Consider the following 13,324-nt stretch of genomic DNA (forward strand, 5'->3'; position numbering starts at 1 on the left):
TGAACCATGCGTTCATCTCATCTCAAGGCCATGTCGCCGCGTCGGCGTGCACCTGGCGAGTCGCTGTTTCCCGATTATCCGAGCAATGCCCGTTCCTTCATCGCCCTGGATGCCAGGCTGTTGCCCTACTGGCACCTGCTCTATGACCTGTGCCCCGAACTGCTCAAGCTCGACCCGCCGGAAGGGTTGACCCTGTTTCGCCGTTTCATGACCTGGGCTTACCGCCACCAGCCGGCGCAGGACTGGACCTTGCACATCAGCCTCTGTCGCTGGCTGCTGGCCTCCGACTACGCGCCCCGCGTCACCTCCGAACAGGTGGAGAGCCTGCTATCGGCGGCTGCCGCCCGCTGGGTCACCAGCGACACCAGCCTGGCTCAGGGCATCCTCCTGGCCTGCAGCGTGCGGCCGCTGACGCTGATCGACTGGAAAAGTCTGGAAATGGCGCTGGATGAGGACGTCCAGGTGCTGCCACCGGCGCGTTTCGACTTCGCCTGGTCGCCGCTGAGCCGTGCCGGTGTGGCGGGTTTCCATCGTTGGCTGCGCATTGCCGAGTGATGTGCGACCTTCCGCCGCAGGCCCGTCAGCAGGCCGGTACGCATGAAGTTTGTGTGGCTGGCGTGGCAGCTTGTCGCAATTGTGCGCCTGTGCGGGCCTTTTCTAGGATGACCCTGCTTCGGGTTGGAAAGGGCGTCATGTCGGCCATCCACGGTTAGGCTCGAAGCGTTCGCGACAAAGGCCCTCTCTTTCGGGAGAGGGCCTGTTCTCGTTGTTGGAGTGCTTGCATGCCGCTTTTGCATCATCCGTCGCTGGCTGTGGTTAAAAAGGATGGCTGGCTCTGATGCGTCCACCACGTAGCTCGACAGCCTGGCTGCTGTATTTCAGCGTCCTGTTCGCAGCGCTTGCCTGTGCGATCAGCCATGGGCAGATGGCCGGGATGCAGCTCAGCGGGCTGGAGGCGCAGTATTGCGCTTTCGACGGCAACTTCGGCGCGGGCGCCGATCTCGATGGCTCCGGCAGCGTGCCGCTGGCGCTGTTCGGCAGCGGCGGCTGCGCCATCGCCTCCAGCTTCAGCGCGATTCTGCTGGTGGCCTTCTTCGGGTTGTTCGGCTTGCTCGATCGAGAAACGATTCGCCCGTTGCCCAGGGTGTTTTTCAAGCTACCTCATCGTCATCGCTGGCCTTCGCTGAACCCCAGAGCCTCCCCGCGCACCTGAAAGACGGCCTTCATGGCCTGGCTCACCTCTATAACAACTGCCAACTTTCAGGTATTGCCATGTTCGTTCCTGCTATTTGGAGCCAAGGCTCCGCATCGTTGCGTTTCGCCCTGTCCACTCGTCGCCTGCGCTGGCGCCAGGCCTTCGCCATGGCCTGCGGTCTGTGCTCCGTCGCGCCCGTAATGGCCGATGACGCCGAGCTGCCGCCCACCGTGATCACCGCCGTGCAGCAGGCCTCGCCGCTGACCGTGGTGGCCGATCCCAAGGAGGCGCGCCAGCCGGTGCCGGCCAGCGATGCGGCCGATTACCTCAAGACCATTCCCGGCTTCTCCGCCATCCGCAGCGGTGGCAGCAACAGCGACCCGGTGCTGCGTGGCCTGTTCGGTTCGCGCCTGCTGTTGCTCACCGATGGCGGGCAGATGATCGGCGCCTGCCCCGGACGGATGGACGCGCCCAGTTCCTACATCGCGCCGGAAACCTTCGATCTGCTGACCGTCACCAAGGGCCCGCAAACCGTGATCTGGGGGCCGGGCGCTTCGGCTGGTGTGGTGCGTTTCGAGCGTGAACCGGAGCATTTCGGTGAGTTGGGCGCGCGCCTGCATGCCAGCGTGCTGGCGGGCTCCAACGGGCGCTTCGACCGTCTGATCGACGGCGCTGTCGGCAGCGAGCAGGGCTACTTGCGGGTGATGGGTAATCGCTCGCAGTCCGACGATTACGCCAACGGTGACGGCGACACCATCGCCTCGCGCTGGAACAAGTGGAACGGCGACATGGCCCTGGGCTGGACGCCGGATGCCGACACCCTGGTCGAACTCACGGCTGGGCGCGGTGATGGTGAGGCGCGTTATGCCGGGCGTGGCATGGATGGCACCCAGTTCAAGCGCGAAAGCCTTGGCCTGCGTATCGAGCGCAGCAACCTCGGCGGTGTGCTGGATAAGCTCGAGGCCAAGGTCTACTACAACTACGCCGACCACATCATGGACAACTTCCGCCTGCGCGTGCCGAACCCGACCAGCATGATGGCCATGCCCATGGCCTCGCAGGTTGACCGTCGTACTCTTGGCACGCGCCTGGCCGCTACCTGGCGGTGGGACGACCTCGAACTGATTACCGGCCTCGATGCCCAGCGCAGCGAGCACCGTGCCCGCCGTTCCACCTTCAGCATGATGAGCGGCTATACCGATGCCGACCGTTTCCCCTGGGTCAAGGACGCCGTGATGCACAACTACGGCCTGTTCGCCGAAGCCACCTGGAGCCTGGCCGAGCGTGATCGACTGGTCTCCGGTGCGCGGCTGGATCGTGCTTCGGCCAAGGATTACCGGACGAGCTTTCGCAGCATGATGGGCATGGCCCGGCCCAATCCGACGGCAGGTGAAACCCGCGCTGACACCCTGCCCAGCGGCTTCGTGCGCTACGAGCATGACCTGGCCGGCTCGCCGACCACCCTCTATGCCGGCCTCGGTCATGTACAGCGCTTCCCCGATTACTGGGAGCTGTTTTCCGCCGGCCTGAATGGCCCGGCTGGCGCGGATAACGCCTTCGATGGCATCGAGCCGGAGAAGACCACCCAGCTCGATATCGGCATCCAGTACCAGGACGACAAGCTGCAGGCCTGGGCTTCGGCCTATGCCGGGCAGATCCGCGACTACATCCTGTTCGACTACCGTGGCATGAGTACCCAGGCCGACAACGTCGACGCGCGCATCATGGGCGGCGAGCTGGGCGTGGCCTATGCCTTCACCTCCAACTGGAAAGCCGATGCGACCCTGGCCTACGCCTGGGGCAAGAACAGCTCGGACGGAGAAGCACTGCCGCAGATGCCGCCGCTGGAAGCACGCCTCGGCCTGACCTATGCGCGCGACGATTGGAGCGTCGGCGCGTTGTGGCGTGTGGTCGACGACCAGGGCCGCATCGCCGCAGGCCGGGGCAACGTGGTGGGCCAGGACTTCGGCGACAGCGCCGGCTTCGGTGTGCTGTCGCTCAACGGCGCCTATCGCGTCAGCCAGCAGGTCAAGCTCAGCGCCGGTGTGGATAACCTGCTCGACAAGAACTACGCCGAGCACCTCAACCTGGCCGGTGACGCCGGTTTCGGCTTTCCCGCCGACACGCGCATCGACGAGCCGGGCCGCACCTTCTGGGCCAAGGTGGATTTCGACTTCTGAGGCTTCAGTGCTGTTGCTCCCCTCTCCCATTCATGGGAGAGGGGCTGGGGGAGAGGGGATCTCTGCCGACCTCCCCCGGATTTCATCCGGGCTACGAATCTATGCGGGCTAATACAGCGTTAAGGTTCCTGCGTGAAAGTAGCCCCCGCAGACACACTTACCCCTGCATCTTCGAGGACTCCATCATGCGCAAACTGCTTCTGCTGTCTCTGGCCCTCGCCAGCCCGCTGACCTTCGCCGCCACCGAATGCACCACCGCCGACAAGGCCCAGTGGCAGGATCAGGACAAGTTCCAGGCCGACCTCAAGGCCCAGGGTTACAAGATCAACAAGTTCAAGGTCACCAAGGGCAACTGCTACGAGATCTACGGCTTCGACAAGGATGGCAAGAAGGTCGAGATCTACTTCGACCCGGTCAGCGGCAAGCCGGTCAAGAGCAACGTGGAAGGCTGATGAGCAGCTCGACCCTGCGCGTGTGGGATCCAGTGGTGCGTTTGTTCCATTGGTCCCTGGCCGGCGCTTTCCTGGCCAACTACTTCTTTACCGAGGAGGGCGAGAACTGGCATCGCTGGTTCGGCTATTACGCCGTGGCCTGGCTGGCGATTCGCCTGGTGTGGGGCTTTGTCGGTGCGCCGGCGGCGCGTTGGGCTGACTTCTGGCCGACTCCGGCACGCCTGCGTGCGCATGTGCGCGCGTTGTTTGCCGGCAATCCTTACCATCGTCTCGGCCACTCGCCGCTGGGCGCGCTGGTGATGATCCTGATGATGGCGCTGATGCTGGGTCTGGGCGTGACCGGTTTCCTGATGGAGGAGGTGGACTACTTCTGGGGCGCCGACCTGCCACAGGATATTCACGAATTCTTCGCCAATGCCCTGATGGCACTGGTTGGGCTGCATATCGCCGCGGCGCTGTTCGAGAGTTACCGCCTGCGCGAGAACCTGCCATTGTCGATGATCACCGGTAAGCGTCGCCCGCTGGATCACTGAGCTCGTTCGCGCACCGCACCCATCAAGCGCGCTATCTCGCCATTGAGGCGCAGGCGCTCGAAGGCGGCCTCGGTGCGCTCGACTATGGCGTCCTCGGTGCTGGTGCTGTAAGCCAGGTACAGCCCGCTGGACAGTTCAGCGAGGCGTGCGGTGCGCTGCAGTTCGCTGGCATCGTGGCCAGCCTCGCGGCTCAGCCGTCTGGCATCGCCCTCGGTCAGGGGCAGCAGTTCGATCTGCCGGTTGAACAGGCGGCGCATGTTGTCATTGTTTCTTGCGGCTACCGAAAGCTTGGTGAAGCCTCGGTTCTGCAGGTACTGCTGGCGCATGTCGTCGCGCACCACGCCGATCAGGTAGCGCCTGGCGTCGCCCAGCTCTTGCACCTGTACGTCCTCACGGGCCTTGAGCTTGTACAGGTAGGCATCGTAGTCGAGCACCTTGGCGGCCCACTTGAACGAGCTTTCACGCTCTGGCGTGCGGGCGATCAGGTAGATCAGCACGTTGGGCTGCTGCAGAGCCAGGTCATAGGCGCGTGCCCAGGGGTAGAGCGCCAGTTGATAGTCCAGTCCGGCCTCGTGCAACGTGGCCTCGACCACGGCGGTGGCAGGGCCTGCGACCCTGTCGTCCTGCACGAAGGCGTACAGGCTGTCTTCGGTGACGGCCCTGATCGTATCGGCAGATGCCAGGGCAGGTGCCAGCAGCAGGGCGGTCAACCAGGCGAAGTGGGTCAGGAACATGCTGGCCTCGTCAGTCAGAAACGCACGGTACGGTTACGCCCCAGGCGCTTGGCACGGTACAGGGCTTCATCGGCGCGCTGCATCAGCGCCTCGAAATCGTCTGGCTCGGCTTCCAGTTGGGCGATACCGATGCTCAGCGTCACATGCGTAGCCGTTGCGGATGTGCCGTGGGCGATGGCCAACTCCTCCAGCCCGGCATGCAGGCGCTGGGCGCATAGCTCAGCCTGCTGGCCATCGAGCCCGGGCAGGAGAACGGCGAATTCCTCGCCACCGAGACGGGTGACCAGTTCGCCGCTGCGGTTGAACAGCCCCCTCAGCAGCACGGCGATCTGGCTCAGGCACTGATCGCCAGCAGCATGGCCGTAGCTGTCGTTGTAATTCTTGAAGTGGTCGACATCGCACATCAGCACTGACAAGGGCAGGTCCTGCCCGCGTGCTCGGCGCATTTCGAGCTGCTTGGTTTCGTCGAAATGGCGCCGGTTGGCCAGGCCGGTGAGCGGGTCGCTGCGGTTGAGCGCGTGCAGGCGCTCATTGGCGGCGCGCAGCTCTGCGGTACGTTCCTCCACCAGTTCGGCCAGACGGTCGCGGTGCGCGGCGAGGGCCTGCTCGGCACGATCCTGACGCTCCAGGTAGGTGCGCAGTTTCTCTTGCAGCCTGTTGATGCCGCTCTCCAGCAGGCTGAGTTCGTCGTCACGGCTGGCGGCACGTTGCAGATGCAGGCGCCTTTCCAGCGTGGTCGGTGACAACTGGCTGAGGTGGCGGGCGATCTGGCGCACATGCACCGTGACCGAGCGATTGAACAGCAGCATGATCAAACCCGCGATCATCAGGCTCTGCAGCACCTGCGCCAGGAGAATGGAGGCGACGTCACCGACCAGTTCTTGCCAGAGCAGGGCTTCATTGCCCACCAGGCGCAGCTCGCCGATATTCTCCTTGCCACCAGGGTAGGGGGCGTAGCTGAGCTTTTCATACAGCTCGGGGGCGCGTGAGGTTTCTTGATAATCCGCTGCCTGATGGCGGATCACCTGCGGCTCACGCCCTTCACGCAGGATGCGCAGCTCGATCAGGCCTACCGCGCCTGCCTGCGATACGCTGTCGAGCTGGGTATGCAGGGTGTCCTCGTCCATTTCCCAGATGGCCTTGGACAGGGTGGCGCGAAATACCTGATCGATCAGTTGCAGCTCGTTGCGCATGTTCTGCAAGTTGCCGTTCCAGGCCAGGTAGGTGCGCAATGAGGTGCTGAGCAGGATGAACAGGACGCAGAACAGCAAGGTGACCGTGACCAGGCGCCGGCCGAGTGACTGCTGGCCTAGCTGCAGGGGGGCGTCGTTCATTGCCATCTCGCGTAGATGGCCTCTAGCTGACCCTTCTCCTTCAGGGCCTGCAGACCCTGACGGAAGCGCGCGAGGGTGGCGGCGGAGGTGTTGCGGCTGAACGCCAGGCTCAGCTCGGCGCCATCGAGATTGCCCAGGTCAAGCACGGGGTAGAGCGGATGCTCAGGGGGCTGGCGCTGCTGGCGCAGGATGTAGTCGGCATTGATCTTGTTGATGATCCACAGATGGACACGGCCCCTGCGCAGTTTTTCGTAGTTGAGCTCGTAACGGTTGCTCGACTGCAGGTTCCTGCCGATCTCGAAGCCCTGACTGAGCAGGTAGCGCTCGCCGACATCGTCCTTGACCGTGGCGATCTGATACTGACGCGCTTGCTCGAGGCTATCCAGGTGCAGGTTCGCCTGGGAGCTGTAGAGAAACCAGTGACCAGGGGCGATGGGGCCTACCCAGTTGAACAGCGCCTCACGCTCTGGCGTGCGGGCAATCGAATAGATCAGCACGTTACGGCCGTTGAGCGCGATGTCATAGGCGCGTGCCCAGGGCATGACCTGGATGTTGCTCTGCTCGCCAACCTCGTCGAGCAAGGCCTGCACCACGTCGGTGGCCAGGCCGCTCGGCTTGCCGTTGATGGTCATGCTGTAGGGCGGTAGTTCCTCCGTGACGACACGGATCGATTCCCCGGCGTGGGCGAGCCAGGGCACGAGCAGGCAGAGCCAGGCGATGAAGTGGCGATAGGCACGAGAGGACATGGAGCTGCTCTGAGGGTACGGTAGCGCTTGAAAAGCATGCCACTATTGTGCCATTACCTGCCTGGCCTGTAATCAGCGAGCCGACCAGCGTGAGGGCGGCTCGTCAGGCATTCAGGCCAGGCGCGCGTCCAGGCTGTTCTGCGCCAGGCGTTTGGCTTGTGCCTCGGTCATGCCCAGGTGTTCGTGCAGGGCGGCGAAGTTTTCGCCGACATAGCCGCCGAAGTAGGCCGGGTCATCGGAGTTCACCGTCACCTTCACGCCGCGCTCGAGCATCTCGAGGATGTTGTGCTGGCCCATGTGCTCGAACACGCAGAGTTTGATGTTCGATAGCGGGCAGACGGTCAGCGGGATCTGCTCGTCGATGATGCGCTGCATCAGCCACTCGTCCTCGATGGCGCGTACGCCGTGGTCGATGCGCTTGATCTTGAGCAGATCCAGCGCCTCCCAGATGTACTCGGGCGGCCCCTCTTCGCCAGCGTGCGCCACAGCATGCAGGCCTTCGCTGCGTGCCTTGGCGAACACGCGCTCGAACAGCCGCGGCGGGAAGCCCTTCTCCGAGCTATCGAGGCCGACGCCGATAAAGGCATCGCGGAACGGCATGGCCTGCTCCAGGGTCTTGAACGCTTCTTCCTCAGGCAGATGGCGCAGGAAGCTGAGGATCAGGCCGTGGCTGATGCCCAGTTGCTGCTCGCCGTCGCGCAGCGCCTGCTGAATGCCGCGCAGCACCACCTCGAAGGGAATGCCGCGGTCGGTATGGGTCTGCGGGTCGAAGAAGGGTTCGACGTGGATGACGTTCTGCGCCTTGCAGCGTTGCAGGTAGGCCCAGGTCAGGTCGTAGAAGTCCTGCTCGGTGCGCAGCACGTTGGCGCCCTGGTAATAGAGGTCGAGAAATTCCTGCAGGTTGTTGAAGGCATAGGCCGCGCGCAGGGTCTCGACATCGGCCCAGGGCAGGACGATCTGATTGCGTTCGGCCAGGGCGAACAGCAGCTCGGGCTCCAGCGAGCCTTCCAGATGCAGGTGCAGTTCGGCCTTGGGCAGGGCGTTGAGCCATTCGGGCATGGTCGGGTTCTCGTTATCAGGCTTGGAGTCGGCAAAGTTTAACCCTTGGGACAGGATCGTGCTGCGCCACCTGGCCCGCTGCGTAGGGTGGACATCGCTTTTCATGTCCACCAAAGCGTTCGTTCCGGCTGCACGAGCGGTGGATGAAAAGAGCGTCATCCACCCTACGACGCAATCAGCCCTATGCCTCCTCGCGCCGATAGGCATAGGTGTCGGCGAAACGCGACAGCAGGTACGCGGCGCTGGTCACGGGCAAGTACTTGGCCGGGTTGTCCACGCTGGAGCAGTTAGGCAGGCAGTCGATCAGCGTGTCAGGGTGCGGTTCGGCGAAGAACGGCATGGAGTAGCGATCCACCCCCAGCGGGCTGATCACCCGATGCGGCGTCGAGGTGTAACGGTCATTGCTCCAGCGCGCCATCATGTCGCCGATATTGACCACGAAACTGCCGGCAATCGGTGGCGCGTCGATCCATTCGCCGTTACGCGCGCGCACCTGCAGGCCGCCGGCTTCATCCTGATAGAGCAGGGTGACGCAGCCGTAGTCGGTGTGTGCGCCTGCGCCCTGTTGTTCGGCGCTGCTGGCAGTGTGGCGCGGCGGATAGTGGATCATGCGCAGCACGCTGATCGGCTCATGAAAGCGCGCGTCGAAGAAATCCTGCTCGATGTCCAGCGCCATGGCCATGGCGCGCAGCAGGGTCTTGGCCAAGTCCTGCATGTCGGCGTAATGACTTTCCATCAGGTCGGCCCAGCCGGGCACGTCCGGATGACGATTCGGCCCGCGCAGCGGTTTGCCAGCCAGCACTTCGGGGTGATCGGCGGGCATGTGGAAACCCATGTCGAATGTTTCCTTGAGGTCGCTGGGCTTGCTCGGGTCGAGTTGCTCGGTGGCAATCGCCCCATAGCCACGGTGATGAGTGCTCTGGGTAATGTCGATCCTGAGTTTTTCCTCGGTCGGCAGGGCGAAGAAGGTTTTCGCCGCATCGAGCAGGGCTTCGATGCGCTCGGCGCTGATCGGGTGGCCAACGATATAGAAGAAGCCCCAGTCGCGGCAGGCGCGGTCGATGGCCTCGGCCACGGCAGGCCAGGCCGAAGTGTCGTCAGCGTAGAGAGGGGCGATGTCGATGATGGGTAGGCTGTTCATAAAAGCTCTGCAATGCAGGGACGGCATCGGTGATTTCCGGGTTATCGCCGCTGAAGCGCCTCCCACACCTGTGGGAGCGGCTTCAGCCGCGATGCTCTGCTTTTTACTTCGGCAACTCGGCCTTCACGTTTTCCACGTAGTAGTTCATCGAGGCCAGTTCGGCATTGGTCGCGCTCACGCCATCGGCGATGCGCACCGCGCCGCTCTGATCCTTGATCGGGCCGGTGAAGGGGTGGAGCTTGCCGCTGCGAATGTCGGCGATGATCTGCTCGGCCTCGCTCTTCACGTCAGCCGGCACCAGGTCGCTGATCGGCAGTTCGATGGTGTCCTCGGCCAAGCCACCCCAGAAGTCTTCGGATTTCCAGGTGCCGTCGATCACTGCCTGGGTGGATTTGATGTAGTGCGGGCCCCAGTCGTTGACGATGGAGGTGAGCACGGCCTTGGGTCCGAAGTGGGCCATGTCCGAGGCGTAGCCCACCGCATAGATGCCCCGGCGCTCGGCGGTCTGGATCGGCGCCGGGCTGTCGGTGTGCTGGAACATCACGTCCACGCCTTGATCGATCAGCGCGTTGGCGGCGTCGGATTCCTTGCCCGGATCGAACCAGGTGTTGACCCACACCACCTTGATCTCGGTGCCCGGGTTGTACTTGTCCAACGCCAGCTGGATGGCGTTGATATCGCGGATCACCTCGGGGATCGGGAAGGAGGCGATGTAGCCGACCTTCTTGGTCTTGGTCATCTTCGCCGCGAGGAAGCCGCCGACGTAACGCCCCTCATAAGAGCGCGACAGGTAGGTGCCGACGTTCTTGGCCTGCTTGTAGCCGGTGGCATGCTCGAAGGTCACCTTGGGGAATTGCTTGGCCACCTTGATGGTCGGGTTCATGTAGCCGAAGGAGGTGGTGAAGATCAGGTCGAAACCGCCCTTGGCCATGTTGCGGATGACCCGCTCGGCGTCGGCACCTTCCGGCACGTTCTCGACGAAGCTGGTGCTGACCTTGTCGCCCATTTCCTTCATCAGCATCTGCCGGCCCTGCTCGTGCTGGTAAGTCCAGCCGTGGTCGCCGATGGGGCCGATATAGACGAAGCCGACCTTCAGTGGATCGGCGGCGGAGGCGCTGAGCACGGCGCCAAAGCCCAGGGCGGCGACGAGGGTGCGTAGCAGCGGTTTCTTGCTCTTCTCGAACATGGTCGGTGGAACTCCAGTCTTGTGTTTGGGATAGCTGTTGGTTGGCTGATCCCATGACTGCAAAAAGCTGACCAATAGGACAGATAGACGTGGCGAGCCCATTTCACGCAGATGCGCTTGTGTGGGATGGAACGGTCTTGGTGCGGAGCGGTTGTAGCTGCTGCGTTGTGGTGCGATATGCGGTGTTTCGCCCGTAGGGTGCGCTGTGCGCACCGGCAGTTTCTCGGTGCGCATGGCGCACCCTACGGTTCAGGATCAGGCATTCACCAACTGCCTCGCCGCCTGTCGGTGGTCGGCGATCAGTTGCGCCACATCCAGCCCCTCGATCTGCCCGTCGATAACGCGCCAGGTGCCGCCAATCATCATGCGGTCGGCACGATCGGCACCGCACAGCAGCAGGGCGGCGAGCGGGTCGTGGCTGCCGGAGAAACGCAGCTCATCGAGCTTGAACAGCGCCAGGTCGGCCTGCTTGCCTACCGCCAGCTCGCCGATATCACTGCGCCCGAGCAGGCGCGCCGAACCGCATGTGGCCCAGCCCAGGGCGCGCTCGGGGGGGATTGCTTCGGCACCGTAGCGCAGGCGCTGGATATACAGGGCCTGGCGTGCTTCGAGGATCAGGTTCGAGGCGTCGTTGGAGGCCGAGCCGTCGACGCCCAGGCCCACCGGCGCGCCGGCTGCCTCCAGGTCGTGCACGGGGCAGATACCCGAAGCCAGGCGCATGTTCGAGCAGGGGCAGTGGCAGACGCCAGTCCCGACAGCGCCAAGGCGGGTGATTTCCTCGGGGTTGAAGTGAATGCCATGGGCCAGCCAGGTGCGCGGGCCGAGCCAGCCGACGCTGTCCAGATAATCCACGGTGCGCAGGCCGAACTGGCGCAGGCAGTAGTCTTCTTCGTCGAGCGTTTCGGCCAGATGGGTGTGCAGACGCACGTCCAGTTGCTCGGCCAGCTCGGCGCTGGCGCGCATGATTTCGCGCGTGACCGAGAAGGGCGAGCAGGGCGCCAGAGCGATCTGGATCTGCGCGCCATCGCCACGTTCGTGGTACTGGCGAATCAGGCGCTGACTGTCGGCCAGGATCGTCTCACCGCTTTGTACCGTATGTTGCGGCGGCAGGCCGCCGTCGGCCTCGCCCAGGCTCATCGAGCCGCGGCAGAGCATGGCGCGCATGCCCAGTTCGCGCACGGCCTCGACCTGCACGTCGATGGCCTGCTCCAGCCCGCCGGGGAACAGGTAATGATGATCGGCGGCGGTGCTGCAGCCGGACAGCAGCAGTTCGGCCAATGCCACCTTGCTGGCCAGGGCCAGTTTCTCGGGCGTTAGGCGTGCCCAGACCGGGTAGAGCGTCTGCAACCAGGGGAACAGCGGCTGGTTGACCACAGGCGCCCAGGCGCGGGTGAGGGTCTGGTAGAAATGGTGGTGGGTGTTGATCAGACCCGGCAGCAGCACATGCTCGCGGGCATCGAACACCTGCTGACAGGGCTGTGCGGGTTGCTGGCCGGCGCTGAGCAGCTCGCTGATGCGGCCATCCTCGATCACCAGGCCGCCGCAGGCGTCTTGATCGTTGGCGGTGAAAACGGCGAGGGGGTTCTTGATCCAGATACGGGTAGCAGCCATGAGTGGCTCCTCAGTGGTTGAGTCGAGCCAGCTCAGTGTTGACCCTGTCTGCTGATCCAGGGGGGGCGCGAGGCGCCAGCTACAAGCTACAAGCTACAAGCTACAAGCAGTCTAGCGGCTGGGCTGCGTCCGTCCAGCGCTCAGGCTCTTCTTGCCGCTTGAAGCTTGAAGCTTGCCGCTTAACTCAATGCCCCGGCTGCCAAGGCTGGCCCAGCGATACCGGCGCATACAAGCGGGTCTTGAGCGCATCGCGCGAAAGCAGCACCAGCACCAGGATGGTGGCGACATACGGAAGCATGGCCAGCAGGTTCGACGGGATCGACAGGCCGATACCCTGCGCCACCAGATGGAGGATGCTGGCCAGGCCGAACAGGTAGGCGCCGAGCAGAACGCGGAATACGCGCCAACTGGCGAACACCACCAGCGCCAGGGCGATCCAGCCGCGCCCGGCGGTCATGTTCTCCGCCCACATCGGCGTGTAGGCCAGCGACAGGTAACCACCCGCCAGGCCGGCCATGGCGCCGCCGAACAACACCGCCAGGGTGCGCACGCGCAGCACCGGCAGACCCATGGCGCTGGCGGCGTCCGGGTTCTCGCCAACGGCCTGGATGATCAGGCCTATACGGCTTTTCAGCAGCACCCAGGCCACCAGGGCGAACAGGGCGAAGGACAGGTAGATCAGCACGTCCTGGGCGAACAGCATGCGCCCGATCAGCGGGATGTCGGACAGCAGCGGAATGACGATGGGCTCGAAGCCGGACAACGGCTTGCCGACCCAGGCGGCGCCGACGAAGGTGGAAAGACCCACGCCGAAAATGGTCAGGGCCAGGCCGGTGGCCACCTGGTTGGCGTTGAAGCCCAGCGCCACGGCGGCGAACAGCAGCGACAGCAGCATGCCGGCGGCAATCGCCAGCAGCACGCCCAGCCACAGGCTGCCGGTGCTGAAGGCGACGATAAAACCGATCACCGCACCGAACAGCATCATGCCTTCCTGGCCGAGGTTGAGCACGCCGCTCTTCTCGCACACCAGCTCGCCCAGTGCCACCAGCAGCAGCGGCGTACCGGTGCGCACCATGGCGTAGAAGATATTGGTCAACAGGTCGAGATCCATGAGCGTCAAGCCTCAGGCTGCAAGCGGCAAGTAAAGGAAAAA

13 protein-coding genes are annotated in these 13,324 nt (G+C 63.9%); 5 read left to right on the forward strand and 8 right to left on the reverse strand.

What is annotated here, in order from left to right:
- The first annotated feature begins 6 nt into the window (after positions 1 to 6).
- The 5 genes from PVE35_RS03895 to PVE35_RS03915 all read left to right on the forward strand — a co-directional run bounded on the left by PVE35_RS03895 (position 7) and on the right by PVE35_RS03915 (position 4,360).
- A complete protein-coding gene (locus PVE35_RS03895; protein ID WP_277373865.1) occupies positions 7 to 555 on the forward strand; it encodes a putative natural product biosynthesis protein in 549 nt (182 codons plus the stop codon).
- Between the two features lie 283 nt (positions 556 to 838).
- Positions 839 to 1,213 carry a DUF2946 domain-containing protein gene (locus tag PVE35_RS03900; RefSeq protein ID WP_277373866.1) on the forward strand — a complete coding sequence of 125 codons (375 nt, stop codon included), beginning with the start codon at positions 839 to 841 and terminating at the stop codon, positions 1,211 to 1,213.
- Between the two features lie 149 nt (positions 1,214 to 1,362).
- On the forward strand, positions 1,363 to 3,375 hold the full coding sequence (locus tag PVE35_RS03905) for a TonB-dependent copper receptor (RefSeq protein WP_277374846.1): 2,013 nt from the start codon (positions 1,363 to 1,365) through the stop codon (positions 3,373 to 3,375).
- Positions 3,376 to 3,560: 185 nt separating this feature from the next.
- Positions 3,561 to 3,827, forward strand: a complete 267-nt coding sequence (locus PVE35_RS03910; protein WP_268181445.1) for a PepSY domain-containing protein — start codon at positions 3,561 to 3,563, stop codon at positions 3,825 to 3,827.
- Positions 3,827 to 4,360, forward strand: a complete 534-nt coding sequence (locus PVE35_RS03915) for a cytochrome b/b6 domain-containing protein (protein WP_268181446.1) — start codon at positions 3,827 to 3,829, stop codon at positions 4,358 to 4,360. The genes PVE35_RS03910 and PVE35_RS03915 overlap by 1 nt, the downstream gene beginning before the upstream one ends.
- Here PVE35_RS03915 and PVE35_RS03920 read toward each other — a convergent pair.
- The 8 genes from PVE35_RS03920 to PVE35_RS03955 all read right to left on the reverse strand — a co-directional run bounded on the left by PVE35_RS03920 (position 4,354) and on the right by PVE35_RS03955 (position 13,282).
- The gene (locus PVE35_RS03920; protein WP_277373867.1) at positions 4,354 to 5,094 is read right to left on the reverse strand and encodes an ABC transporter substrate-binding protein; all 741 of its coding nucleotides are present in this window, start codon (positions 5,092 to 5,094) and stop codon (positions 4,354 to 4,356) included. The two genes, PVE35_RS03915 and PVE35_RS03920, sit on opposite strands and share 7 nt — an antisense overlap.
- Positions 5,095 to 5,108: 14 nt before the next feature.
- The gene (locus PVE35_RS03925) at positions 5,109 to 6,428 is read right to left on the reverse strand and encodes a diguanylate cyclase (RefSeq protein WP_268181449.1); all 1,320 of its coding nucleotides are present in this window, start codon (positions 6,426 to 6,428) and stop codon (positions 5,109 to 5,111) included.
- Positions 6,425 to 7,174 carry a transporter substrate-binding domain-containing protein gene (locus tag PVE35_RS03930; protein ID WP_268181451.1) on the reverse strand — a complete coding sequence of 250 codons (750 nt, stop codon included), beginning with the start codon at positions 7,172 to 7,174 and terminating at the stop codon, positions 6,425 to 6,427. Before PVE35_RS03930 ends, PVE35_RS03925 begins: the two co-directional genes overlap by 4 nt.
- Positions 7,175 to 7,285: 111 nt before the next feature.
- Positions 7,286 to 8,233, reverse strand: coding sequence for an adenosine deaminase (locus PVE35_RS03935; protein ID WP_277373868.1), 948 nt, complete (start codon positions 8,231 to 8,233; stop codon positions 7,286 to 7,288).
- 181 nt (positions 8,234 to 8,414) lie between these two features.
- On the reverse strand, positions 8,415 to 9,374 hold the full coding sequence (locus tag PVE35_RS03940) for a 2-oxoglutarate and iron-dependent oxygenase domain-containing protein (protein WP_277373869.1): 960 nt from the start codon (positions 9,372 to 9,374) through the stop codon (positions 8,415 to 8,417).
- Between the two features lie 103 nt (positions 9,375 to 9,477).
- Entirely contained in the window at positions 9,478 to 10,560 is a 1,083-nt protein-coding gene (locus PVE35_RS03945) for a BMP family ABC transporter substrate-binding protein (protein WP_277373870.1), read from the reverse strand.
- 255 nt (positions 10,561 to 10,815) lie between these two features.
- Positions 10,816 to 12,171, reverse strand: coding sequence for an 8-oxoguanine deaminase (locus PVE35_RS03950; protein WP_277373871.1), 1,356 nt, complete (start codon positions 12,169 to 12,171; stop codon positions 10,816 to 10,818).
- Positions 12,172 to 12,355: 184 nt separating this feature from the next.
- Positions 12,356 to 13,282, reverse strand: a complete 927-nt coding sequence (locus PVE35_RS03955; protein WP_277373872.1) for an ABC transporter permease — start codon at positions 13,280 to 13,282, stop codon at positions 12,356 to 12,358.
- Positions 13,283 to 13,324 lie beyond the last annotated feature (42 nt).

This window comes from Pseudomonas sp. AA-38 (assembly GCF_029457475.1).
Taxonomy (GTDB): domain Bacteria; phylum Pseudomonadota; class Gammaproteobacteria; order Pseudomonadales; family Pseudomonadaceae; genus Aquipseudomonas.